This is a genomic window from Paenibacillus sp. ACRRY, from assembly GCF_022346995.1.
GTDB lineage: Bacteria > Bacillota > Bacilli > Paenibacillales > Paenibacillaceae > Paenibacillus.
On sequence record NZ_JAKRNM010000002.1, the window covers coordinates 479,947 to 504,159 of the forward strand.

Consider the following 24,213-nt stretch of genomic DNA (forward strand, 5'->3'; position numbering starts at 1 on the left):
ATTGAAAAGGAGCATGATTATGAATTTTCAGCAGATGATTCTCACGCTGCAGCAATTCTGGGCCGAGCACAACTGTATTATTGTCCAGCCATATGATACGGAAAAAGGGGCAGGTACGATGAACCCGATGACCTTTTTGCGTTCGCTTGGACCGGAACCTTGGAAAGTAGCTTATGTAGAGCCTTCCCGTCGTCCTTCCGATGGACGTTATGGAGAAAACCCGAACCGTCTGTATCAGCACCATCAATTCCAAGTCATTATTAAGCCTTCACCAGACAACATTCAGGAAATTTACCTGGAAAGTCTTAAACGTTTGGGGATTGACCCGCATAAACATGATATTCGTTTTGTTGAAGACAACTGGGAAAATCCTTCTCTGGGTTGCGCAGGCCTGGGATGGGAAGTATGGCTCGATGGTATGGAAATTACACAGTTTACATACTTCCAACAAGTCGGTGGAATTGAGACGAACCCGGTGGCTGTCGAAATTACGTATGGTATGGAGCGCCTTGCTTCTTACATTCAGGAAAAAGAAAATGTGTTTGATCTGGAATGGGTAGAGGGAATCACCTATGGTGATGTATTCCTGCAGCCTGAGTTTGAACACTCCAAATATACGTTTGAAGTATCTGATGTGAAGATGCTATTCACCCTCTTCAATATGCATGAAGAAGAAGCCAATAAGGCTATGGCACAGCATCTGGTATTTCCGGCATATGACTATGTGCTGAAATGTTCCCATACGTTTAACCTGCTGGATGCTCGTGGAGCAATCAGTGTTACGGAACGTACCGGTTACATTACACGTGTCCGCAATCTGGCACGTCAAGTGGCTGCAACATATGTGGAAGAGCGCGAGAAGCTTGGCTTCCCGCTGATCAAGAAAGGGGGAGCGGAGCATGTCTAAGGATCTGTTGTTTGAAATTGGTCTGGAGGAAGTACCTGCACGCTTTATGCGCGCGGCGATTGAACAGCTGCAGGATCGTATCGTGAAATGGCTGGATGCATCCCGCATAACACATGGTAAGGTAAACGCTTATGCTACACCACGTCGTTTGGCTGTCATGATTCAGGATGTTGCCGAGAAGCAAGAGGACGTGGAAGAAGAAGTAAAAGGTCCTTCCCGTAAAATTGCACTTGACGAGAGCGGCAACTGGAGCAAAGCAGCACTCGGATTTGCGCGCAGTCAAGGTGTTGATCCGGATCAGTTTACATTTAAGGAACTCAGCGGAGTCGAGTATATCTATGCAACCAAGAGCAGCAAAGGTGTAGAGACTTCATCCGTAATTGGTGAAGGATTGCTGTCGATTCTGCACGCCATGACATTCCCTAAATTCATGCGCTGGGCTTCATATGATTTCAAATTTGTCCGCCCGATTCGCTGGATTGTTGCTCTGCTCGGCAGTGAGATCATTGATATTGAAGTTGCAGGAGTGAAATCCGGGAATGTAACTCGGGGACATCGTTTCCTTGGTAAGGAAACCGTGATTACTAACCCTGCTTCATACGTGGAATTGCTGCGTTCCGAACATGTTATTGCAGATATCAAGGAACGGGAGCAAATGATCGTTTCCCAGATTCAGGCACTGGCAGCCGAGAAGAACTGGGATATCGCTATCAAGGAAGATTTGCTGGAGGAAGTTCTGTTTTTGGTGGAAACGCCAACCGTATTGTTCGGAACGTTCGATCCTTCATTCCTTAATATCCCTCAGGAAGTATTGATTACTTCGATGCGTGAGCATCAGCGTTACTTTCCTGTCCTGGATAGTGCAGGACAATTGCTTCCTTACTTCGTAACGGTTCGTAACGGAGGCAGTGATTCACTTGATGTTATCGCCAAAGGTAACGAAAAAGTACTGCGTGCCCGTCTGTCCGACGCCAAGTTCTTCTACGAAGAAGATCAGAAGCTCGAGATCAAGGATGCATTGTCCAAACTGGAGAGCATTGTCTTTCAAGAGGAACTGGGTACCGTTGGTGACAAGGTGCGTCGCATTCGCAAAATTGCGGATGGTCTGGCATCCAAGCTGCAGGTTTCTGCTGACGTTGCCGAGTCGGTGAGCCGCTCTGCTGATATCTGCAAGTTTGACCTGGTTACGCTGATGGTTGGCGAGTTTCCTGAATTGCAAGGTGTCATGGGTGAGGATTACGCTCGCAAGGCAGGCGAGAAGGAAGAAGTGGCCAAAGCAGTATTTGAACACTATCAGCCGCGCTTTGCCGGAGACCAATCTCCTGCTTCGCTCGTAGGTGCAATCGTAAGTGCTGCAGATAAGATGGATACCATTGTGGGCTGCTTCTCCATCAATATCATCCCTACAGGATCCCAGGATCCGTATGCACTTCGCCGTCAGGCAGCAGGTATTGTACAGATCTTGCTGGATCACCAACTTCCACTGACCCTCTCCGATGTGTTCGGGGTCGCGCTTCAGGTGCATGCTCAGATGAACCTTTTGAAACGTGCGGATGAAGAGGTTCGTAAAGATTTGCAGGACTTCTTCGGTCTTCGTGTGAAAAAACTGTTGTCCGAGACTGTTCGTTATGATGTAGTTGATGCCGTGATCTCTGCTGGATTCGATGATATTAGTGCCATTGTTCCAAAAGGTGAGGCTTTGATGGCCGCTGTGCAAACCGGTGATGCGTTCAAAACGACAGTGGAATCGTTCAACCGGGTGGGTAACCTAGCTGCCAAAGCATCCAATGCTTCTGTTCATCCTGAACTGTTTACCGAAGAGGGAGAGAAGCAGCTGCATGAAGCATGGAACAGAACCAATGAGGAATATCGCAAAGCCTTGTCGCGGCATGCTGCTGCGGAAGCACTCGCGATTGCATCCGCTTGGAAGGAAGCCATAACAGCATTCTTCGATTCCGTAATGGTTATGGCTGAAGATGAAGCAGTCCGTGCTAACCGCTTGGCTCTGCTTGCAGCTATCGATCGTGACTTGAAAGGATTTGCCGATTTCTCCAAATTGGTGTTAGTATAATATCCCGCCCAAACGGGTTAGAGGATACGCATTAAATTCAGTATTAAAGAAGGATATATGAGGGTATAAATATACGGAACGGGTTGTGAAATTTTATTTTTAACAGCCGTTCCGTATTTTAGCCTTTGATTTACCTTGACTGGTCAGAAGGAATTTCGCTGGCGGAAGTCGTATATAACAATATGCAGCTATTTTATGAAGCCGGGTGATCCTGAGGTTGAGTGAATTGAATGTACGCCAGATTGTTGTGGACGGAGATGCTTGTCCGGTGAAAGCCGAGATTGCAGAAACGGCCCGCCGTTTTGATATCCCCGTATTGCTGGTATCTTCCTTTGATCATTTGCTTCAGGGAGGAGAAGGGGTGCGTACCGTGCAGGTGGACCGCAGTGATCAGAGCGCGGATCTGTACATCGCCAATCATATCAAGCCCTGTGATGTAGTCATTACACAGGATTATGGACTGGCTGCACTCGCGCTTGGCAAACGTTGTTATGTTTTATCATTTCGTGGTCGCGAATTTAATGATCGTGATATTGATTTTATGCTCGATTCCCGCCATACTGCTGCCAAAGCACGGAAAAGAGGGCATTACGGGAAGGGTCCAAAGCCTTTCACAGAGCAGGATCGGGAAATTTTTCAACATAAACTGACAAAACTTTTAAAAGATTTGCAGGAGAATGTGTAAGTTTAGCGAATTATATTTACGTGCTGAAAGAGATGAAGGTGGCCAGAGATGAGTACCGGACAAGGCGGTATACCCGAAAGCATTATTGAATCGGTGTTACAGCAGCATGATATTGTCGATACGGTGAGCCGATTTGTGCATCTGACCAAGCAGGGGAAATACATGAAAGGCCTCTGCCCTTTTCATTCCGAGAAGACGCCTTCGTTTACAGTTACACCAGAGAAACAAATTTTCTACTGCTACGGTTGCGGCACGGGTGGAAATGCCATCAAATTCAGGATGGAAATCGAAGGGTTATCCTTTCCCGAGGCTGTCAAGACGATGGCGGAAGAAAGTCACATCTCCATGGGGGACTGGCAAGGGCGTGAATCCGCTCATGTAAATCCAGAGACCGAACGTCTGCTGGAAGCGTATGAGCTAACTGCAAAACTGTATCATTTCTTATTGAAAAATACAGAGCATGGAAAAGCAGCCATGGAGTATTTACGCTCGCGGGGCTTTAGCGACAAGCTGATTGACCAGTTCCAGATTGGCTATGCGCCGAATCGATGGGACACGTTGGTGCAATTTCTGGAGAAACGCAACTTTCCACTTGAAGAGATGGAAAAGGGCGGTCTTCTGTCGCAGCGGAATGAAGGTCAGGGCTATGTGGACCGCTTCCGAGACAGGGTCATGTTCCCGATTAATGGCAGAAGCGGCAAACCGATTGCATTTGCAGGTCGCATTTTGGGAGACGGGCAGCCGAAGTACCTAAATTCACCGGAAACCCGGTTATTCAATAAAAGCCGAGTTCTCTACAATCTGCATCAGGCCAAAAATGCGATTCGCAAACAAAGACAAGCTATTTTGTTCGAAGGTTACGGCGACGTGATCTCCGCCTGGGATCAAGAGATCCAGAACGGAGTAGCGGCCATGGGCACAGCATTGACCGAGAATCAGGCACTTATGCTCAAGGGCATGTGCGACGAAGTTATTATCTGTTATGACGGAGACCGAGCGGGGCAGGCCGCTGCACTTAAGAACTTTCCCATTCTGGAAGAGGCTGGGCTGCAGGTTAAGGTTGCTCTTATACCCGAAGGACTTGATCCGGATGATTTTATTCGCAAGTACGGTGGTGAACGGTTTCGCAACCAGATTGTAGACGGTGCTGTGACCACAACAAAATTTAAGCTTATAAACCTTAAAAAAAACCATATACTGCTAGAAGGCGGCGGTCTGATCGCCTATTCCAAGGAAGCGGTGAAGCTCATCGCGCCATTATCTTCCCCTACAGAACGCGAAGTGTATTTGCGTGAACTGGCAGCCGAAGTGGATGTGTCATTTGAGACACTGAAGCAGGAGTGTAATGAAGAGCGCCAGTCCATGAAAAATAACGAGCAGTATGGGGATAATAACCCGAAAAGGTGGAATAATGGTAGGCAACAAAATAGGCAGGTGCCTACACCCAATCTATTGCCGGCTTACCATGCTGCTGAGCGCAAATTGCTTGCCTGGATGCTTCAGGATGACGAGGCTGCACAGTATGTGAATGAGCATCTTGGTGAAGCTTTTAACTTGGATGATCATGCAGCTATTGCTGCTTATCTATATGCCTATTATGCGCAAGGCAAATCGCCGGATACAAGCCGTTTTATGTCCTCATTGCATGATGACCGATTGGAGAAAACCGTCAGCTCAATCTCAATGATGGATGGCCCGGGTGAATGGAACGTTCAGATACTCGATGATTGTATCAGGGAAGTGCTGAAATATCCGCGCAAAAAAGAGTACGATCTAAAAAAAGAAGAAATGATTGCTGCAGAGCGTGCAGGTGATTTTGTACGCGCAGCACAAATCGCAATTGAAATGATTGCCCTAGAGAGACAGTAAATGTCCGTGTGTTGGATGTTTCTAGGGAGGAGGGAGTCGAGTTATGGCGAATGATCAGCATACTGAACTAGAAACAGAATTGACGCTGGATCAGGTTAAGGATCAACTGATTGAATCAGGCAAAAAAAGAGCTTCATTGAACTACAAGGAAATTATTGAGAAACTCTCCCCGTTTGAGCAGGATGCGGAGCAAATGGATGAGTTTTACGAACAATTAAGTGACCTGGGTATCGACGTGGTAAACGAAAATGATGAAGAGGTTACGCTTCGCCCTAATGATGACTCAGAAAACAACAGCAGAGAGGGAGACGATGAATTCCACTTTGATGATGATCTGAGCTTGCCTCCAGGTATCAAAATCAATGACCCAGTCCGGATGTATCTGAAGGAAATTGGTCGCGTACCTTTGTTGTCTGCAGACGATGAAGTGGAGCTCGCCAAACGGATTGAAAACGGGGATGAAGAAGCGAAGCGCCGACTGGCTGAAGCCAACCTCAGACTCGTTGTCAGTATCGCCAAGCGATATGTGGGACGCGGTATGCTGTTCCTTGACCTGATTCAGGAAGGAAACATGGGTCTGATCAAGGCAGTTGAGAAGTTTGACCACAAAAAAGGCTATAAGTTTAGTACGTATGCAACATGGTGGATCCGTCAAGCGATCACACGTGCTATTGCCGATCAGGCGCGTACCATTCGTATTCCGGTGCATATGGTCGAAACGATTAATAAACTGATCCGGGTATCCCGTCAGTTGTTGCAAGAACTTGGACGCGAACCAACGCCAGAAGAAATTGCAGCTGAAATGGATCTGAGTGTGGAGAAAGTGCGTGAGATCACGAAGATTGCACAGGAACCGGTTTCCCTTGAAACACCGATTGGTGAAGAGGATGATTCCCATCTGGGCGATTTTATCGAGGATCAGGAAGCTTTGGCTCCAGCGGATGCTGCTGCTTATGAATTGCTGAAAGAACAGCTTGAAGACGTACTGGATACGTTGACAGAGCGTGAAGAGAATGTACTTCGCCTTCGTTTTGGTCTGGACGACGGACGGACGAGAACGCTGGAAGAAGTGGGCAAGGTCTTTGGAGTTACGCGTGAGCGTATTCGTCAGATCGAAGCTAAGGCTCTTCGTAAATTGCGCCACCCAAGCCGCAGCAAACGGCTTAAGGATTTCCTCGAATAACAGAACTACGGGAGACTTTTCGCAGGCCGCTCAGGCGGCGGCGAGGTCTCCTTTATTTTTAAATGGAATGTCTTAATTGCTTGGTTTTGGTAATTAATCCTTGAAATGTTTGATTGGATTTCATTTTATCGCTTTTCGTTGTCCAATGCAAATCAATAAATTAAATGAATGTGCAGGTGCTTCATGAAACTTTCGAATCGATTACAACAAATACATGACCAAATTCCCGAAGGCAGCCGTATAGCCGATATAGGCTCAGATCATGCTTTGCTACCGGTAGCTGCTGTTCGCAGTGGGAAGGCTGCAAGTGCTGTGGCCGGAGAAGTTAACCCGGGGCCCTACGAGGCCGCGCGCAAACAGGTGAGTGATGCAGGGCTGCAGGAGCAAATTACCGTTCGTCGTGGAGACGGGCTTGAAGTGGTTTCTGCAGGCGAGGTAGACGTCATTACGATTGCGGGAATGGGTGGAGCATTAATTGCTTCCATACTGGACCGAGGCCTTTCCAAACTGGAAGAAGTGAAGATGCTTATCCTTCAACCTAATGTGGGTGAGGATATTCTCAGACGCTGGCTGCTGGATCATCAATGGGTGGTTGTGGCGGAACGATTGCTTGAGGAAGATGGCAAGATCTATGAAATTATTACAGCCATGCCGCAGGCATCCAGTCCAATTGCGAATGAGGAAGTGTATCTCGCCCGTCCGCTTGAAGGTGGAGTCGTTCTGACACAAGATCTATTGCTGCGTATGGGTCCATATCTGGTGGACAGACCAACAGATGTATTCTTTGCAAAATGGGAAAGTGAGATCGTTAAGCTGAAGGGTGTTGTGCAATCCATCTCAAAATCGGACCAGGACTCTTCCCGTGAAAAGGCTGCCGAGGTGGAACGTCTGATTGCAAACCTGAAGGAGGTACTCGAATGTTTGCCAAAGGTCAAACCGTAATTCAATTGATGGAGCAGCTGGCTCCCAAACACCTGGCTGTACCCGATGACCGGATCGGACTGCAGCTGGGCAGTCTGCAAAAAGAGATAAATCATGTTCTTATTGCTCTCGATGTGACTGATGAAGTTGTTGAAGAAGCTATTCGAATCGGTGCCAATCTCATTATTGCACATCATGCTATTATTTTCCGGCCGGTAAAATCGTTCAATACAGATACACCGATGGGGAAATTGTATGAGAAGCTGATCAAGCATGATATTGCCGTATATATCAGTCACACAAATCTGGATGTGGCTGAAGGTGGCATGAATGATTGGATGGCTGAAGCGATTGGCATTGAGAGTAAAGAGTCACTGGAAGATGTACATACAGACCATCTGTACAAGCTGGCTGTATTTGTTCCGCGCACGCATCACGAACAGGTGCTTCAGGCCATTCTGGAAGCTGGAGCCGGAAGCATTGGCCAATACAGCAAATGCAGCTTCAATACGGAAGGAACAGGAACCTTTGTACCAGGAGAGGGAACACAGCCTTTCATCGGTGAACAGGGGCAGCTGGAACGTGTGGAAGAGATGCGTATTGAGACCATCGTACCGCAGAGCCTACGAAGCAAGGTTGTACAGGCCATGCTGAAGGCTCATCCTTATGAAGAAGTGGCCTATGACCTGTATGCGATGGATTTAAAAGGCCGTACACTCGGCCTGGGACGTCTGGGACCTCTTAAGCAACCTAAGACACTGGGTGAGCTGGTAGAGGTCGTGAAGGCCCAATTAAACGTGCCATACGTTCGTGTAGTAGGAGATTTGAACCGGCCGATCAAAAAAGCGGCAGTCCTTGGCGGTTCAGGAAGCCGTTATACCCTGACTGCTCGTTTCAAGGGCGCCGATGTCATTGTAACGGGAGATATTGATTACCACACCGCTCATGATGCGCTGATGGCTGGCATGTGCATCATAGATGCTGGTCATAATGCCGAGAAGATCATGAAGCCCAAAACAGCAGACTGGCTGCGTACACGATTGGCGGAAAAGCGTTATGAGACCCAAGTGACGGCTTCGGAAGTCAATACGGAAGTATTCCAGTTTATGTAGTACTATCGGGATAACCCGTTTCCAGTAATATTAAGCTTGTTTGTAAACTCAAATCCCTGTATACTATGTAATGTTGTTCGGAAAGCTTGACAGACAATCGCTGGTGGCCTTGTTGCCACGAGAGGAAAGTCCGGGCTCCACAGGGCAGGATGCTGGATAACGTCCAGTCAGCGCGAGTTGAAGGATAGTGCCACAGAAATGGACCGCCGATGGCCGGATTTTCCGGCACAGGCAAGGATGGAACCGAGGTGTAAGAGACCCCGAGGAACGCTGGTGACTTCGTTCCTGGTAAACCCCATCTGGAGCAAGACCTAATGGGACACAGCCGACTCTTCGGAGGAGGCAGCCTTAGCCCGAGGTGTGTCTAGGTTGGTCGCTTGAGCTGTGCAGCAATGTATGGCCTAGATAGATGATTGTCGCTTGTGGTGGGAGGGTAGTTCCCGTTTGAACCACGAAGAGCACAGAACCCGGCTTACGGTAAGCTTTCCAAACTGCAACAACATATACTGGACTATTTACTGAACATGAACATGCAATTGTACTTCCTAAAAATTTAAAACATCAATAAGGCGACAGAACCCGATATTCTCGGATCTGCCGCCTTATTTTTTTACTCGTTAAAGTTGTGGATGGACACTAGTCATAATACAGTTAATGACAGTTTATTACAGTGTAACCGCCGTATCGGATTGTACAGAAGCATGCCAGCGCTGAATAGCTCGGTCCATACGTTCAACGGCTTCAGGAAGCAGCTCAGGATCTGTATGTGTGAAGTTGATACGCATGCGGTTCAGTTCAGGAGTTCCGGCATAGAAGGAATCACCAGGTACAATACACACTTTTTCCTGAATACCGTAAGTAAACAAATTGCTGGCTGCCATCGCTTCAGGCAGTTCGAGCCACAGGAACATGCCGCCTTGCGGAGAATTCCAAGTGATTCCTTCCCAAGCCTTCTCTGTCATAAGTGAAGTCATGGTATGCATCCGTTTGGCATAGTCCTTGGAAATGCTGCGAATATGCCCATCAAGGTCAAACGTTTCGAGCAAGGCATGAAGAGCTCTCTGGTCGATGCTGCTGGAATGCAGATCGGCTCCCTGTTTCGCTCGTGCAGCGATCTTAACAATATCTGCAGAAGCAAGAATCCAACCCGTACGAAGACCTGGGGCTACTGTTTTGGAGAATGTGCTCGTGTAGATGACGTTGGATGGTCCATCGTAGGACGCTGCATCCAGTTCGACGAGCGAAGGTGCATCCAATTGTTCCGGATTAAAACGGATTTCGCCATAAGGATCGTCCTCCAGAATGAGTACTCCGTATTGGCGACATAGGTCAACAGCCTGCTGTCTTCTGGTGCGACTCCATACTTTGCCTGATGGGTTGGAGAACGTTGGATTAATGTATACCAGTTTCGGTTGATGCCGTTTTAACTGTTCTTCAAGGGATTCAGGAAGCATACCTTCTTCATCACAGGCTACACCATGAGATTCGGCCTGATAGGAATGGATAACTTGAAGAGCAGCCAGGTAGGTTGGTGATTCAACCAGTACGCTGTCACCTGGATCAAGCAGAATTCGGCAGACCAGATCTATGGATTGCTGTGATCCTGTAGTCAGGAGCATATGATCGGGGGAAGCGGGAATGCCCTTGGATTCCAGACGCTCGGCAATTTTGGCGCGAAGCGGTCTGTAGCCTTCCGTTTCTGCATATTGAAGGGCAGCGGCGCCGCTCATAAACACCTGTTGATATGCGTCACGGATAGCTTCCACCGGGAATGATGACTGTGCTGGCAAACCTCCGGCAAGGGATATCATTCCAGGCGCCTGTGCAGCCTGAAGCATGTCGCGAACGACAGAGGACGGGGTGTTTAAAGCCATTTTGGACCAAGGGATACTCATAGTGTTCTCATCTCCTGTTATTCACTGTTATACTGATATTATAAACTATAATAGCCTGAATGCGATATAACAGTAAAATGTGGATGATAACAGTTGGGGGAGCGGGCAGATGCACATTGAATTAAAACGGGGAAGCAGTACCAAGTTGTATATTCAGATCGCGCTTACACTCGCAGACCGGATCCGTTCCGGTTTGATTGAGCCTGGAACACGTCTGCCGTCTGTACGTAAAATGACCGCGGATCTGGGCGTAAGTCTCGTTACCGTGTCTAAGGCGTATGCCGAGCTGGAGGCCATTCAACTGATAACCTGTTCACAGGGAAAAGGATGCTATGTACGCGGGGCCCAGGAGATGGAGCAAACGGAGGGTATGGATAAAAATCAGCAAGCCGAGCGAAATCACGATAACAACACCCCGTGGAACTGGCAGATGGCACTTGTGGATTATTTACCGCGTGCGCAGCTTTGGCGGCATTTTGATGCTTCTCCTCAGGTTCAGTATGAACTGCACATGTCAGCCATCCAGCCGGAGCTGCTGCCAACGACTGAAATTATTAATAGTGCGTACAGGCTATCCTCCGATCACCCTGAACGCATGGCAGCGTATGGCTCTTTTCAGGGGGACCGGGAGCTTCGCCAGACCTTTGCAGGACATTTTGCCGAAAGGGGTCTGCAAGTCGTCCCAGAGCGGATGCTAATTACAAGTGGTACACAGCAGGGAATCGACTTAGTTGCTCGCACCTTCGTTGGGCCTGGAGATGTGGTCTATATGGAGGCTCCTACATACACAGGTGCAATTGATGTATTTACGAGCAGGGGAGCCAAAATCATTACCGTGCCAATGGACGGTGAAGGCATGCGTATTGATCTGTTGACACGCCTCTGCGACACGTACCCGCCGAAGTTAATTTATACCATCCCTACATATCACAATCCGACAGGTGTAACGATGAGTGCCAGAAGACGGGCACAATTGTTGAATCTGGCTCAGAGTTATCACTGTCTCATTTTGGAGGATGATCCATTCGCCGATCTGTATTTCCGCGATTCTCCTCCTGCGTCGATTAAATCGATGGATGCTACGGGCCATGTCGTTTATATTAAAAGCTTTAGCAAGGTCCTGTCTCCAGGCTGCCGCGTAGCCTGTGCAATCGCTGAAGGGAGTGTGCTGACCCGTTTGGTCGCAGCCAAATCCACAGCAGATCTGGGTAGCCCTTTACTTACACAAAAGGCACTTCAATCCTTCATTCAGCACCAGTATAGCTCCTATATCGTTCGATTACGCGAAGAGCTGTACGCCAGACTTCAGGCAGCATCAGATGTTCTGGAGGAATGCCGTGTACCTGGCATGTACTGGGTCTTGCCTGAAGGTGGGTTAAACCTGTGGCTCCAGCTGCCAGATGGTCTGGATATGCGGGAGCTGCACCGTCAGTCTCTGGCTGCGGGGGTTTCTTTTCTGCCGGGATCTGCTTGTTATGTAGGTGAGACGGATACGGCAAGCCTGCGAATCTGCTTTACGGTAACGAATCTGAAGGGGTTGTGTGAAGGGCTTCGTGTGTTGTGCGGAGTTATGCAGAAGGTCATGCCTAGGCAGGGGGGAACAACAGCGGACAGGCTCCCGCTCATTTAATTTTGCGGAACAAGGACATACATCCAATCCACTTTCGTCCTGATGCAATACGTTATAGTATCACTTGAAAGGGAGTTGGTTTTGAAATGAACCATTACTGTCCACCGCTTTGCCCGATTGTATGTGACCCGATCCAGGTTGTTGAGGATTACTACGTTCCGCAAATCGTACCTGTCATTCACCCGATTGAAGTCATCAAAAAAACGCACTGCGTGCCGGTTCATCACCACCTGTATCCTGTAGTTGTCAAAGAAGAAGATCCTTGCTATGTATCCAGCCATAACAGCAAGAAAAAATCCGTAAAAAAATCAAGCAAAGCCCGCACAACGTCCCGCAAACGCTAGTCGCAGCGGGTGCCCCGGGGAAATAGAGAACAGCTCAAAAAGCAGCATACGCCCCGGGGCGCAGCTGCTTTTGTTTTTTTACACGAAGCAAAATCGGAGAAACATTCCACGAATGGCTACTTGTTATATTTTTTCATCGTGTTATCCATCTGCTGCCTTACATGTTGAGGCCAGAACTGTAAGGGTGCACTGTTGCTTGAAGCAGACTGAAGGGCCTTGTAGACATCGACCTGACCATAACCATAATACTTGTCGTGACCAGGGTCACCGAGGTCGATAACGCTCTGCCGCATCAGGTCCATGACTTCCGTATTGGTTAGATCCGGATTCAACGAACGAATTAACCCAGCAAGTGCAGCGACATGGGGGCTGGCCATTGACGTACCGGATAAGGCGGCATATTGATTGTTGGGATAGGTGCTTGCGATGCTGGTGCCAGGCGCCATTACATCCACATAATCCCCGTAGTTGGAGTACGAAGCCTTATTCATATCCGGATCGGTCGCCGAAACTGCGAATACCTCGGGATAAGCGGCAGGATATCCAGGCCGTTCAGTGTTATCATTCCCGGTTGCAGCAATCAGGACAATATCGCGATCGAAGGCATACTTGATGGCATCATGGAGGAATTGGGCATCTGCATAATTGCCCAGACTCATGTTGATAACCTTGGCACCGTGGTCCGCAGCCCAAATGATGCCTTCAGCCACTGCATACGTGGTGCCTGAACCCGAATTGTCTAGTACCTTCACGGGAAGAACCTTGTTATACCAACTCATTCCGGCCACGCCTTCGCTGTTATTGACAATAGCACCGATGATTCCGGCTACATGTGTACCATGGCCCACATCGTCAAGCGGCTTGCTCTTCGGATCAACGACATTATATCCCTCCAGCAACTTGCCCTTCAGGTCCGGATGATTCAAGTCCACTCCGGTATCGACCACTGCCACAATAACGTCTTCTTTCCCTTTTGTTATATTCCAGCCCCGATTGGTTTCAATGGCGGGCAGATTCCATTGATAATCAGTGAACAAAATATCGTTGGGAATCGTTACATCCGTATCGGTTTGTTCAGGTGCGGCTTCATTGGTTAAATACATGTAGTGGGGTTCCATATACAGCGGATTCCATTTGCGTTCAAAATAGGAATGCAGCTGCTCGTAGTTCATGTGTTCTGAACGAAAAACATAAGTGTATCCCAGCTTACGCGCAGATTGGGTACGCAAATCGGATTTGATGATCCGCATATCCCGTTCACCCGGATCCTGTCGGAAACGAATAACGATTTCATTTTCGTAAAAATGGCTGGCATTGGCATTATCATGACCTGTTTTCACCGTGACTTCGTTGAGGGTATCGGGGTGTACGGATTCGATTTTAAATTTGCCCTCACGCGGGTAAGGAATCATGCGCAGATTTTTGCGCTGATGTTGTTCCACAGCATTTAAGACACTTTGGCTAAAGAGTGCAATAACCGCTTTGTTCCCATCCTTGGAGGACAGTCCCATTACGAAATATTTTTCTTTGCCTAAAGGAAATGAGGAAGATTCGAAGCTTTGGCGTTTCATAACCGCTTTTTTCGCAAGGTTAAAGGAGTGCTCGAGTTTTTGCTGCTCTATTTTGCTTCCTTTATCAGATTCTTTAGCGAAATGTTTACGGGTTGTGCCTTTGCTATCCAGCACATCAATGGAACGGATATGATCGTGTGTACGCTGTAAATCCTGAACGTAACGACCAAACTCGGCTTCATTCATTGTGGCGCTCTTCTCGAGCATCAGGCTGAGATGCTGCTTGGCATCCATACGAGTCAACAAATCTGTCGCTTTCACATCCTGTACTTTTAAACGCTGTTTGTTCGCATGTTCCTCATGAGGAGCATCGGGCATGGCACTCGGCTCGGGTGCAGGACGGTTGGATGTCGGAAGCAGCAAGGTCAGCGCAAGCGCTCCTGCACCAGCGGCAATGGCCCAGTTTATCCATTTAGGTCTGGACATGGGGGATATAACCTCCTCTTGTATTTTGGACAGCAGTCATGAGTTTCCTGTATTATCGTTGTCCTTGGCATAGTTCTATCGTTAGGAAAAGCGGTTATTTTTATGCAGGTGAAAACGGAGCAGACTTCGCTTAATGGGTACGGATCGTGGCGGTTATGTAAAGGATGATTAAGGGATACCGCTCGTCATCTTTTTATGGTAGGATAGTAGCTGAGAATCCAAGGTCAGGGGACAACCACCGTGGCCGACCTATATGTAAGGACTTATTTAAGGGGGAGCTACCTTTATGTCAGCAGCCAATGTACAGAAAACTTGTGAGTCAACTAGGGAAAAGTTAAAACCTGCTATCGATCGGATCGAACAATTTTTGAATGAAAATGCCTTGCCTGAACTGGATCAGAACCAGACTGAGGAATCGACAACCTTCTACAAAGGATTTCTTTCGGATCTCCGTCATTTGCTTGTTTTTTCTGAAGTTTCTTACGAAAAACTTGGCGTTGTGCTGCGTCGTGCCAATTTTGATGTCGATTTTGCCGAAAAGGCTCTCTATAATACGTATCATCAATGCGTAAACAGCTTTTTCTATCCCAAAAATGAATGTTATTCCGAAGATGGAAGATATGCGTACACAGGTCAGGATGCGATTCGCTTCCGTGACAAGCCGGTTCGTGCAGTGCGCGATGTTATTCTTGAAGTTTCCAAAACGTATGAAGAATTGCGCGATGATCTGGCCTTTTATGAAAGTGACTATCTGACCCAGCGCCGGATGCAGAATCAACGCAATCACGCATAGTTCAGTGTTCTAATATAAAATGGATGAAACCGCCAGTAATGGCGGTTTTTTGGCGTTTTCAGACAAGAAAAGAGAGCCCGAATTCATGTCATCATCTGACATCTCGCCAGAGAATAGCCGATTTACACTGGGGAGACAATAGATCTCGAGGTGATAAATATATGAGCCAAGACAAGCCCGTTGTCAAATGCAGTGTGTCCAACTGTCATTTCTGGGGAGAAAACAACTTCTGCCATGCCGATGCCATCATGATTGACATTGACCAACATGCTACCCGCCGCTTGCATGAAGAATTTGCGGGAGAAACGTTTGATTCGGATCATCAGGATCATGCACGTACTTCCTCCGCAACATGCTGTCACACATTCAAACCCAAATGAGCAGTCATCCCTATTTATAATGGAGGTGCTTTGAAGTGAAGAATGACCATAAAGAGGATTATCCATTTCATCGTTCCAAAACGGCCACCCCTGCCAATGTGAAAAAACGTGAACGAGTGGATTATCCGCGACGTGAACATCGTGAGGAATATGGTGCGGAGGTAGCCCCCCCAGCTTCTGTAGTACGTACAGAACGTGCTGAACCGGCCGCAGCAGCTCCGGAAAAGCATGAAGCAGATCGCGTTATGGAGTCAACCGGTAAAGTCTCTGGTTATATTGGGTTAGCTTGCGGGATTGCGTCCTTATTTATGTGGTCTATTGTACTTGGTCCGGCTGCAGCTGTGCTTGGTTATTACGCTTATGTAAATGGGCGTAAAACAGCCGGGGCTTGGTCCATTGGACTGGGAGCACTCGCTACGATCAGTTATTTCTTCATGATTCCATTTGCCCGTTAAATTCTTGTTGACGAATACGTGGTAGAGCAATAACTTTTATCTGAATATGGCAAATCTTTACCTTCTCCCTTCCCGTAAAAACGGGATATGGGTGAAGGTTTTTCATATTTGCGCAAACAAACGATTAAATGGGTTTATTTTTCTGAAAACCATGGCAGATTTTTGTAAAACGATGTAGAATATAGGCATAATATACGTTTATTTATACGGGAGTGGGAAAACAGATGCAGATTGATCCAAATGGGTCACGGCAGTTACTGGAACTTCAATTGTCCAATGTTGCCAACCAAACGAATGTGTCAGGTGAAACTGCAGGTTCATCGTCAGACTTCGCCGATATGATGGACGGGCTGTTGAGTGCGAGTACTAACGCTTCGAACAGCAGCGATTCATCTTCTTCAACGTCAATTGGCATCTCCAAAAGATCTAGTGACGGCTTGTTGTGGTTACAACTGGGCAGTTTGTATAATACGGATTCAAGTGTGACTTCTTCCAGCAGCAGTGAGAATGTGGCTTTGTCGACACATACCAGCACGGTAAGTGCTGATGCCAAAGGGTCTGTGCCAACCGATTTTGAATCTCTGATCGCAACGGCAAGTGCCAAGTACAATGTACCTGAATCTCTGATCAAGGCTGTCATTGACACGGAATCCGGATTCAATCCCAACGTGGTATCTTCTGCCGGTGCCAAAGGCTTGATGCAATTAATGGATGGGACTGCAGCTGGACTCGGTGTTACGAATGCCTTTGATCCAGCTCAGAGTATTGATGCCGGAACCAAATATCTCTCCCTTCAGCTTCAGCGTTTTGGTGGCGAAGTGAAGATGGCGCTCGCCGCTTATAATGCTGGACCAGGGCGCGTTTCCCGTTTGGGTGTGTCTAATGACAGTGAACTGATGAGCGTACTTAACCTTTTGCCTGATGAGACACAGGCGTATATTTCCAAAGTGGAAAAAGCACAGTCGAAATATACGGTCTAGAATCAAAGAATATTATTTTACAGCGAGTTCAGGAGGAGATCAATTCAGGAGCATGCTTGGGAAGCCAGCCTGTTCCTGATTGGTCTTTTTGTGTTGGGGCGGGATCGTGTTACAATGCTCACTGTAGGTTTATGAGAACATCTGAAGGAGGTCTGACCTCATTTGAAATATTTTGATTATGCAGCAACGACTCCTCCTGATTCAGACGTGGTCCGAACGATGGCTGAAATTATGGAGGCGCATTATGGCAATCCGTCATCCATTCATGGGTACGGAGAACGAGCGGATCAATTACTGAGGCGTGCACGATCCGGCTGTGCTGCAGCCCTTGGTGTTAAACCTGAAGAGATCGTGTTTACTTCCGGGGCAACGGAGAGCAACAACCTGGCCATAAAAGGAGCAGCACTTAAGTATCAGACCCGAGGAAAACATCTCATTACGACGGCTACCGAACATGCTTCAGTGTATGAGAGTTTTTTGCAGCTGCAGCAGTGGGGTTGGGAAGTAACCTGGCTGCCCGTGGATTCGGATGGCCGTGTAAGCACTCAGCAGGTGTTGGATGCATTAAGACCCGACACGGTTCTTGTCAGCTTGATGCATGTAAACAATGAAACAGGGATCATCCATCCTGTTGCAGAGATAGGCAACCGTTTGAAAAGTGCCGCACCGCGTGTGCTTTTTCACGTGGATGGGGTGCAGGGGTTTGGCAAACTCGAAGCAAATCCCGCCTCGTGGGGAGCTGATCTGTACAGTTTATCTGCCCACAAAATCCGTGGTCCGAAAGGAGCGGGTCTCCTATACGTACGAAATGGGGTGGAACTTACCCCCCTTCTGTCTGGTGGTTCGCAGGAGCATGGCATGAGAGCAGGAACAGAGAATGTTCCCTTGCTTGTAGGTATGGCGAAAGCGATGCGTCTTGCGGCAGAACGGCAGCTCGCGTTTGCTGAACGTGCCACAGCGCTGAGAGATCGGATTATGGAAACCATTGAAACCATTCCCGGACTTAGACTGAACAGCCGGAAGGATGGGGCTCCTCACATTATTCACTTTTCCTATCCGGGGATGAAGGCTGAAGTGGCGCTTCATACACTGGAGCAGCTTGGAATAACGGTATCTACCCAATCAGCCTGCTCCTCCCGATCTGCGGAGCCCAGCAGAGTCCTTCTTGCCATGGGAAGAGATGCGGCGAGCGCTTCAGGAGGATTGCGGATTAGTCTAGGTAACGAACATACAGAAGAGGATGTGGCCTTGCTGGAACAAGCGCTGCATCAGATGGTGGCGCAGCTGCGCCCGTTGGAAAGGCGGATGTAAAGTCAAATGAAATATGATATGCTGCTTCTCCGTTTTGGAGAGTTTATGTTAAAAGGCAAAAATCGTGCACGATTCGAAAAAACAATTATTACTCAGGTGCGGGCCCTGCTCAAGCCATATCCAGGTGCAAGCTTACGCAAGGAATTTGGACGGCTATATGTAGATCTCGGTGGTCATTCCCATACAGAGCTGATCGCAGTGCTGAAACGGGTTTTTGGGGTAATGTCCATCAGTCCGGTTAAAGTAACTCCTTCTGTGCTTGAGGATATCGTGGAAACAGCTGTAGCTTTCATGGATGAGAGAGAAAACGAGTTCAAGGAAGGTACGACGTTCAAAGTGAATACTCGCCGGGTGTGGAAAGAGTTTCCTCATTCTTCACACGAAATGAACCACATGGTGGGTTCCCCGATATTAAGAAAGTTCCAACAGCTTCGTGTGGATGTACGTCATCCGGACATTGAACTGCGCGTGGAGATTCGAGATCAGGGAACCTATATCTTCAATGAAGTGATTCCAGCTGTCGGCGGGTTCCCTCTCGGTACCAACGGCAAAGCGATGGTGCTGCTGTCGGGTGGAATTGACAGTCCTGTAGCGGCTTGGTCTTCCATGCGGCGCGGACTGGAAGTGGAATGTGTACACTTTTACAGTTATCCGTTCACCAGCCAGCGTGCCAAGGAAAAGGTTATCGATCTGGCTCGTGCCTTGGCTGATCATGCCGGTACCATCAAATTGCACCTGGTTCCTTTTACGGAGATCCAAACGGCATTCACCCAGCTGGGCCAGGATAATCTCATCATCACCCTGATGCGCCGCTCCATGCTGCGAATTGCGACGAAGCTCGCTGAACGCGAGCGGGCACTTGCATTAATTACCGGAGATAGTCTTGGTCAAGTTGCAAGCCAGACGCTGCCGAGTATGAATGTCATCGGACGTGCAACGGAGCTTCCGCTTTTGCGGCCCCTCGTCATGATGGACAAGCAGGAAATTATTACGTTATCCAAACAGATTGGAACATATGATATATCGATACTGCCTTACGAGGATTGCTGCACCCTGTTCGTGCCCAAATCACCAACAACGAATCCGAATCTTCGCATTGTGGACAAAATTGAAGCAACGATGAGCCATTTGCCTGAATGGGTAGATGAAGCTGTAGCTCAGACAGAAACCATTGTTCTGCATGCAGGCGAAGCAACTCCTGCAACCAGTGAAAACACGGAGAACGAAATTAAGGAAGACTGGTTCTGATTATTTTTCCTTGTATTGGTAGAATGACATAATAAGGGCTATGTTACCTGTAATAGAAAAAAAAGGACCGGCCGATGAAAATCGGCTGGTCCTTTTTTGTGTGTATCTTTATTTTACGAATAGGATCGCTGGTGCTCTCCACCTTGTCTACTGCTGGCGCGTTTGCGGTATCCTGCGAATACCACACCTGCAACGACCAGAACGATAAACAGAATGCGAAGGGCAGGATGCTCGGTGAAAAACGGCACAAGCCGGTGTTCCTCTGTAATCATGTGGGATGCGGTATAGCCAAGTACAATGGCCCCCAGATATATAATCCATGGGAAGTGGTTGATTAACTTGATGAACAGCGTGCTTCCCCATACAATGATCGGCACACTGATCAACAGTCCGATGATAACAAGTACCAGATGCTGTTCAGCCGCGCCAGCCACTGCAATGACATTATCCAGTCCCATGGCGGCATCTGCAATGACAATGGTGCGAACTGCAACCCATAGGGAGCTGCCTGCCTTAATATCATTATGTTCTTCACCTTGGTCAGCCAATAGTTTATAAGCGATCCAGATCAGCAAAACGCCACCTACAAGCAGCAGCCAAGGCACCTTAAGCAGCCAGAGTACAACCACTGTGGCAACAATCCGAATCACTAGGGCACCCGCTGTCCCGTAGAGAATCGCCTTTTTCTGCACTGAAGGGTGCAAATTACGTGCAGCAAGACCGATAACGATTGCATTATCGCCAGCCAGCATGAGATCAATAAATACAATTTTCACCAAAGCAAGCCAAAAAACAGCGCTAAAAAGCTCCATATGCTGTCACTCCTTCTATATGTCCGAACCTAGAAAAGCTTGTTCAATCGTTAAGAATAGCATGGACAACTTTGACATACAAGTAAGAGTGGGGGGAGGAGAAACATGGATACATTGTGGCTGTTGACTGAAATTCTAATGATCAATCTGGTTTTGAGTGGAGATAATGCTGTAGTCATCGCTCTCGCGAGTAAGGATCTGCCGGAGAAGCAACGTAAGCAGGCGGTATGGTGGGGGGCTTTTGGTGCAGTTGTCCTAAGGTGTGTGCTAACTTTTGCAGCGGTGTTAATGCTCGGAATTCCTTTTATACAGGCAGCGGGCGGGATTTTATTGTTTTGGATCGCCGTGAAGCTCCTGCTTCAAAACGAAGACGAAGTACATATTCGGGAAGCTTCTACGACCTGGAAAGCGGTTCAGACCATTTTGATTGCCGATTTTGTAATGAGTCTGGACAATGTGCTTGCCATAGCGGCATTAGCAGATGGAGACCTGGCACTTATCGTCATCGGAATAGCAATCAGCATCCCCATTGTGGTGTGGGGGAGCGGCCTAATTGTCGGTTTGTTGAAACGATTTCCGATTCTGGTATTCGCGGGCTCAGGAATCCTGGCATTCACGGCAGGTGAAATGGTCATGAGTGACCCGAAGCTGGGTCAGTGGCTTGGCAGCTTGACAGCGGAAGCACACACGCTGCTACCCGTGGCGATGGCTGGTCTAGTCATAGCAGTGGGGGGAGCACATAAGTTTGTCAGACGGAATGTGTAATTCCGTCCTGGGTATGCAGCAGAAAAATAGAGTGGAAGACAACCGTCTGCCGAGGACGGTTTTTTTGTTGAATTGAATCTTATCATGTTGTGAACATTGAGGAATAAGGGACGGGTCAATGCTTAACGGGTAATACACAATAGAGTGGCGACGAAATGCGACATCGAGTATAGTTTTTTGCAAAAACATGGGCTACACTAGAGGCAGGTCTACAAAAGCTGGTCATCATGAAACGGTTCGTTGAAGCTTACAACCTACATAGCCTAATTGATATAAGAGGTGATTGCAGATGAAAATGAGAAATGAAAAAGCGATCGGCATATTTATTGTTGCAGCAGGTATCATTATTTTGCTTGGTAAACTTGGGGTATTTGGCTTTATTGGACGCCATTTCTGGCCTTTGCTTCTATTGCTGCCGGGAATTGCTCTCCATGCCCTGTATTATGCAAGAGTTACTCCTACTTGGTCCCTTGTTCCAGCAGGGATATTGACGGTGTATGGTATTTTGTTCGGAATTACGAATACATGGGGCGGAGGGCTGATGAGCAGTCTCTGGCCGGCATTATTGCTGGGAATTGCCGTTGGCTTACTCGAGTACGGACTTGTTGAACGCTATAAACCTGAGTTTGTGCTGCCTGCAGCATGGGGCATTGGTGCTTTGTCCATTGTCTTATTCGGATTCACCCTGCTTCAAACCGGAATTATTTATGTACTGGCGATCCTTTTGATTTTGGGTGGGGTCTGGTTGCTGCTTGGACGAGGGCGTGGGAGGAAGGGTTGGTAACATTGCCCGACCTTGTTCCAAGCGAAATATCTTGATTTTTAGCTATGATCAACTATAATATAAGGGATAAAGACATGCGTCGGGATATCACCGACGCTTATTTTGGGTGAGTAACCTGCAGAAATGCGGGAAGTTTAGTAGATAAGAATTGAAATTGGAAAGGATATGGATACAAACCATGCATTCAAGAGAACACATTCGCAATATTGCGATTATTGCCCACGTCGACCACGGGAAAACAACGCTAGTCGACAAGTTGCTCCAGCAATCCGGTACTTTCCGTGATCACGAAACAGTACAGGAGCGCGCAATGGACTCCAACGATTTGGAGCGTGAACGCGGTATTACGATTTTGGCCAAAAACACGGCTATAACTTATAAAGATTTCCTGATCAACATTGTAGATACACCAGGACACGCCGACTTCGGTGGTGAAGTAGAACGTATCATGAAAATGGTTGACGGCGTGTTGCTCGTTGTTGATGCTTATGAGGGCTGTATGCCACAAACGAAGTTCGTACTTCGTAAAGCACTGGAGCACAACCTGACTCCAATCGTTATTGTAAACAAAATTGACCGTCCAGCGGCTCGTCCGGCTGAGGTTATTGATGAAGTACTGGACCTGTTTATCGAACTGGGTGCCAGCGATGAACAACTTGAATTCCCTGTCGTATATGCTTCCGCATTGAACGGAACATCCAGCATGGAAGACGATCCTGCCAAACAAGATGACAACATGATGGCGATCTACGATACCATCGTAAGTCATATCCCTCATCCAACAGAGAACGTTGAAGAGCCACTGCAATTCCTCGTTACACTGATGGACTATAATGAATACCTCGGACGTATCGCTATCGGTCGTGTAAACCGCGGTGTGATTCGTCAAGGCCAATCCGTTACTGTTATTATGCGTGATGGCAAAAGCAAAACAGCTCGTATCGAGAAACTGTTTGGTTTCCAAGGTCTGAAACGTGTTGAGACAGAGGAAGCTGGCGCAGGTGACATCGTTGCGATCGCGGGTATTAAGGATATCAACATCGGTGAAACGATTGCTGACCCGAACAACCCTGAAGCTTTGCCGGTTCTGAAAATTGACGAGCCAACACTGCAAATGACATTCCTCGTAAACAACAGTCCATTCGCAGGCCGTGAAGGTAAATGGGTAACTTCCCGTAAACTGCGTGAGCGTTTGTTGAAGGAATTGGAAACGGACGTATCCCTTCGTGTTGAAGAAACAGAGAGCCCAGATGCATTTATCGTATCCGGACGTGGTGAGCTTCACCTCGGTATCCTGATTGAAAATATGCGTCGTGAAGGATATGAGCTTCAAGTATCCAAACCAGAAGTTATCGTCAAAGAAATTGACGGTAAGAAAATGGAACCTCTTGAGCGTTTGTTGATTGATATCCCTGAAGAAAGCATGGGTTCCGTCATGGAGAGCCTGGGCGCACGTAAAGCAGAGATGGTTAACATGGTCAACACGGGTAGCGGTCAAGTACGTCTGGAGTTCCTGATTCCCGCACGTGGTCTGATTGGATACAGCACCAACTTCCTGACATTGACTCGTGGTTATGGCGTTATGAACCATGCATTTGACAGCTACGCTCCAGTAGTGTCTGGTCAAGTGGGTGGACGTCACCAAGGTGTACTGATCTCAACTGAAACGGGTACATCTACGTTCTATGGAATGATGGGTGTTGAGGATCGTGGTACGCTCTTCCTTGAGCCAGGAACAGAAATTTACGAAGGTATGATCGTTGGTGAGCATACACGAGACAATGATATCGTTGTCAACATCTGTAAAGAAAAACAACTGACTAACGTTCGTTCTTCCGGTAAAGATGATACGGTTAAAATTAAAACTCCGATTATCTTCTCGTTGGAACAGGCGCTTGAATATCTGAATGAAGATGAATATTGTGAGATTACACCGAAATCTATTCGTCTTCGTAAAAAGATCTTGAACAAATCCGAGCGTGAGCGTGCAGAAAAACAACGCAAAATGGCTCAAAATAACGCTTAATTTTAACTAACAAAAAATAGTAGTATAAGTTAACGTTTGATGGGC

Annotated in this window: 21 protein-coding genes and 1 other RNA gene; 19 read left to right on the forward strand and 3 right to left on the reverse strand. The window is 47.7% G+C overall.

Annotated features, from left to right (window positions below):
- Positions 1-19 precede the first annotated feature (19 nt).
- From glyQ to rnpB, 8 genes are all read left to right on the forward strand, one after another.
- On the forward strand, positions 20-907 hold the full coding sequence (gene glyQ, locus MH144_RS11320) for a glycine--tRNA ligase subunit alpha (protein ID WP_239299854.1): 888 nt from the start codon (positions 20-22) through the stop codon (positions 905-907).
- Entirely contained in the window at positions 900-2,978 is a 2,079-nt protein-coding gene (glyS, locus tag MH144_RS11325) for a glycine--tRNA ligase subunit beta (RefSeq protein WP_239299856.1), read from the forward strand. Before glyQ ends, glyS begins: the two co-directional genes overlap by 8 nt.
- A 217-nt stretch (positions 2,979-3,195) precedes the next feature.
- Positions 3,196-3,663, forward strand: a complete 468-nt coding sequence (locus tag MH144_RS11330) for a YaiI/YqxD family protein (RefSeq protein ID WP_431523674.1) — start codon at positions 3,196-3,198, stop codon at positions 3,661-3,663.
- Between the two features lie 48 nt (positions 3,664-3,711).
- Positions 3,712-5,532, forward strand: coding sequence for a DNA primase (gene dnaG / locus MH144_RS11335; RefSeq protein ID WP_239299858.1), 1,821 nt, complete (start codon positions 3,712-3,714; stop codon positions 5,530-5,532).
- Between the two features lie 43 nt (positions 5,533-5,575).
- Positions 5,576-6,715: an RNA polymerase sigma factor RpoD gene (gene rpoD / locus MH144_RS11340; RefSeq protein WP_095289908.1), complete on the forward strand. Its 1,140-nt coding sequence runs from the start codon at positions 5,576-5,578 to the stop codon at positions 6,713-6,715.
- A gap of 183 nt (positions 6,716-6,898) precedes the next feature.
- Positions 6,899-7,657 carry a tRNA (adenine(22)-N(1))-methyltransferase gene (locus MH144_RS11345; RefSeq protein ID WP_239299861.1) on the forward strand — a complete coding sequence of 253 codons (759 nt, stop codon included), beginning with the start codon at positions 6,899-6,901 and terminating at the stop codon, positions 7,655-7,657.
- On the forward strand, positions 7,633-8,748 hold the full coding sequence (locus MH144_RS11350; protein ID WP_239299863.1) for a Nif3-like dinuclear metal center hexameric protein: 1,116 nt from the start codon (positions 7,633-7,635) through the stop codon (positions 8,746-8,748). The genes MH144_RS11345 and MH144_RS11350 overlap by 25 nt, the downstream gene beginning before the upstream one ends.
- Before the next feature lie 81 nt (positions 8,749-8,829).
- Positions 8,830-9,238, forward strand: an RNA gene (gene rnpB / locus MH144_RS11355) — RNase P RNA component class A.
- 175 nt (positions 9,239-9,413) lie between these two features.
- On the opposite strand, the gene MH144_RS11360 is transcribed toward rnpB, so the two are convergent.
- A complete protein-coding gene (locus tag MH144_RS11360; protein ID WP_239299865.1) occupies positions 9,414-10,643 on the reverse strand; it encodes an aminotransferase-like domain-containing protein in 1,230 nt (409 codons plus the stop codon).
- A gap of 109 nt (positions 10,644-10,752) precedes the next feature.
- Between MH144_RS11360 and pdxR the strand changes: the two genes are divergently transcribed.
- On the forward strand, positions 10,753-12,273 hold the full coding sequence (pdxR, locus tag MH144_RS11365; RefSeq protein ID WP_239299867.1) for a MocR-like pyridoxine biosynthesis transcription factor PdxR: 1,521 nt from the start codon (positions 10,753-10,755) through the stop codon (positions 12,271-12,273).
- Positions 12,274-12,359: 86 nt separating this feature from the next.
- A complete protein-coding gene (locus MH144_RS11370; protein WP_183521851.1) occupies positions 12,360-12,617 on the forward strand; it encodes a hypothetical protein in 258 nt (85 codons plus the stop codon).
- A gap of 116 nt (positions 12,618-12,733) precedes the next feature.
- On the opposite strand, the gene MH144_RS11375 is transcribed toward MH144_RS11370, so the two are convergent.
- Entirely contained in the window at positions 12,734-14,614 is a 1,881-nt protein-coding gene (locus tag MH144_RS11375) for a S8 family peptidase (RefSeq protein WP_239299869.1), read from the reverse strand.
- A gap of 286 nt (positions 14,615-14,900) precedes the next feature.
- Here MH144_RS11375 and MH144_RS11380 point away from each other — a divergent pair, with 286 nt between their 5' ends.
- The 6 genes from MH144_RS11380 to thiI all read left to right on the forward strand — a co-directional run bounded on the left by MH144_RS11380 (position 14,901) and on the right by thiI (position 19,781).
- On the forward strand, positions 14,901-15,407 hold the full coding sequence (locus MH144_RS11380; protein ID WP_095289915.1) for a YpuI family protein: 507 nt from the start codon (positions 14,901-14,903) through the stop codon (positions 15,405-15,407).
- A 161-nt stretch (positions 15,408-15,568) separates the two neighbouring features.
- Positions 15,569-15,787, forward strand: coding sequence for a DUF1540 domain-containing protein (locus MH144_RS11385; RefSeq protein WP_239299871.1), 219 nt, complete (start codon positions 15,569-15,571; stop codon positions 15,785-15,787).
- Between the two features lie 98 nt (positions 15,788-15,885).
- On the forward strand, positions 15,886-16,242 hold the full coding sequence (locus MH144_RS11390) for a hypothetical protein (RefSeq protein ID WP_239300612.1): 357 nt from the start codon (positions 15,886-15,888) through the stop codon (positions 16,240-16,242).
- A gap of 224 nt (positions 16,243-16,466) precedes the next feature.
- Positions 16,467-17,222 carry a lytic transglycosylase domain-containing protein gene (locus tag MH144_RS11395; protein WP_239299873.1) on the forward strand — a complete coding sequence of 252 codons (756 nt, stop codon included), beginning with the start codon at positions 16,467-16,469 and terminating at the stop codon, positions 17,220-17,222.
- A gap of 162 nt (positions 17,223-17,384) precedes the next feature.
- Positions 17,385-18,533, forward strand: a complete 1,149-nt coding sequence (locus MH144_RS11400; RefSeq protein WP_239299875.1) for a cysteine desulfurase family protein — start codon at positions 17,385-17,387, stop codon at positions 18,531-18,533.
- Positions 18,534-18,539: 6 nt separating this feature from the next.
- On the forward strand, positions 18,540-19,781 hold the full coding sequence (gene thiI, locus MH144_RS11405) for a tRNA uracil 4-sulfurtransferase ThiI (protein ID WP_239299877.1): 1,242 nt from the start codon (positions 18,540-18,542) through the stop codon (positions 19,779-19,781).
- 113 nt (positions 19,782-19,894) lie between these two features.
- Here the strand turns inward: thiI and MH144_RS11410 are convergent, their stop codons facing one another.
- The gene (locus tag MH144_RS11410) at positions 19,895-20,593 is read right to left on the reverse strand and encodes a TerC family protein (protein ID WP_239299879.1); all 699 of its coding nucleotides are present in this window, start codon (positions 20,591-20,593) and stop codon (positions 19,895-19,897) included.
- Between the two features lie 105 nt (positions 20,594-20,698).
- Between MH144_RS11410 and MH144_RS11415 the strand changes: the two genes are divergently transcribed.
- From MH144_RS11415 to typA, 3 genes are all read left to right on the forward strand, one after another.
- Complete coding sequence (locus MH144_RS11415) at positions 20,699-21,358, forward strand: TerC family protein (protein ID WP_239299881.1); 660 nt, start codon at positions 20,699-20,701, stop codon at positions 21,356-21,358.
- Between the two features lie 289 nt (positions 21,359-21,647).
- On the forward strand, positions 21,648-22,142 hold the full coding sequence (locus MH144_RS11420; RefSeq protein WP_239299883.1) for a hypothetical protein: 495 nt from the start codon (positions 21,648-21,650) through the stop codon (positions 22,140-22,142).
- Between the two features lie 178 nt (positions 22,143-22,320).
- The gene (typA, locus tag MH144_RS11425; protein WP_239299885.1) at positions 22,321-24,168 is read left to right on the forward strand and encodes a translational GTPase TypA; all 1,848 of its coding nucleotides are present in this window, start codon (positions 22,321-22,323) and stop codon (positions 24,166-24,168) included.
- Positions 24,169-24,213: the final 45 nt, after the last annotated feature.

Excerpts from the sequence above, each read along its gene's own strand:
- MH144_RS11380 (WP_095289915.1), top strand. The coding sequence starts at position 14,901 with ATGTCAGCAGCCAATGTACAGAAAACTTGTGAGTCAACTAGGGAAAAG.
- MH144_RS11350 (WP_239299863.1), top strand. The coding sequence starts at position 7,633 with ATGTTTGCCAAAGGTCAAACCGTAATTCAATTGATGGAGCAGCTGGCT.
- thiI (WP_239299877.1), top strand. The coding sequence starts at position 18,540 with ATGAAATATGATATGCTGCTTCTCCGTTTTGGAGAGTTTATGTTAAAA.
- typA (WP_239299885.1), top strand. The coding sequence starts at position 22,321 with ATGCATTCAAGAGAACACATTCGCAATATTGCGATTATTGCCCACGTC.
- MH144_RS11410 (WP_239299879.1), bottom strand. The coding sequence starts at position 20,593 with ATGGAGCTTTTTAGCGCTGTTTTTTGGCTTGCTTTGGTGAAAATTGTA.
- glyS (WP_239299856.1), top strand. The coding sequence starts at position 900 with ATGTCTAAGGATCTGTTGTTTGAAATTGGTCTGGAGGAAGTACCTGCA.
- MH144_RS11415 (WP_239299881.1), top strand. The coding sequence starts at position 20,699 with ATGGATACATTGTGGCTGTTGACTGAAATTCTAATGATCAATCTGGTT.
- MH144_RS11345 (WP_239299861.1), top strand. The coding sequence starts at position 6,899 with ATGAAACTTTCGAATCGATTACAACAAATACATGACCAAATTCCCGAA.
- pdxR (WP_239299867.1), top strand. The coding sequence starts at position 10,753 with ATGCACATTGAATTAAAACGGGGAAGCAGTACCAAGTTGTATATTCAG.
- MH144_RS11370 (WP_183521851.1), top strand. The coding sequence starts at position 12,360 with ATGAACCATTACTGTCCACCGCTTTGCCCGATTGTATGTGACCCGATC.
- MH144_RS11360 (WP_239299865.1), bottom strand. The coding sequence starts at position 10,643 with ATGAGTATCCCTTGGTCCAAAATGGCTTTAAACACCCCGTCCTCTGTC.
- MH144_RS11420 (WP_239299883.1), top strand. The coding sequence starts at position 21,648 with ATGAAAATGAGAAATGAAAAAGCGATCGGCATATTTATTGTTGCAGCA.
- glyQ (WP_239299854.1), top strand. The coding sequence starts at position 20 with ATGAATTTTCAGCAGATGATTCTCACGCTGCAGCAATTCTGGGCCGAG.
- dnaG (WP_239299858.1), top strand. The coding sequence starts at position 3,712 with ATGAGTACCGGACAAGGCGGTATACCCGAAAGCATTATTGAATCGGTG.
- rpoD (WP_095289908.1), top strand. The coding sequence starts at position 5,576 with ATGGCGAATGATCAGCATACTGAACTAGAAACAGAATTGACGCTGGAT.
- MH144_RS11375 (WP_239299869.1), bottom strand. The coding sequence starts at position 14,614 with ATGTCCAGACCTAAATGGATAAACTGGGCCATTGCCGCTGGTGCAGGA.
- MH144_RS11395 (WP_239299873.1), top strand. The coding sequence starts at position 16,467 with ATGCAGATTGATCCAAATGGGTCACGGCAGTTACTGGAACTTCAATTG.
- MH144_RS11385 (WP_239299871.1), top strand. The coding sequence starts at position 15,569 with ATGAGCCAAGACAAGCCCGTTGTCAAATGCAGTGTGTCCAACTGTCAT.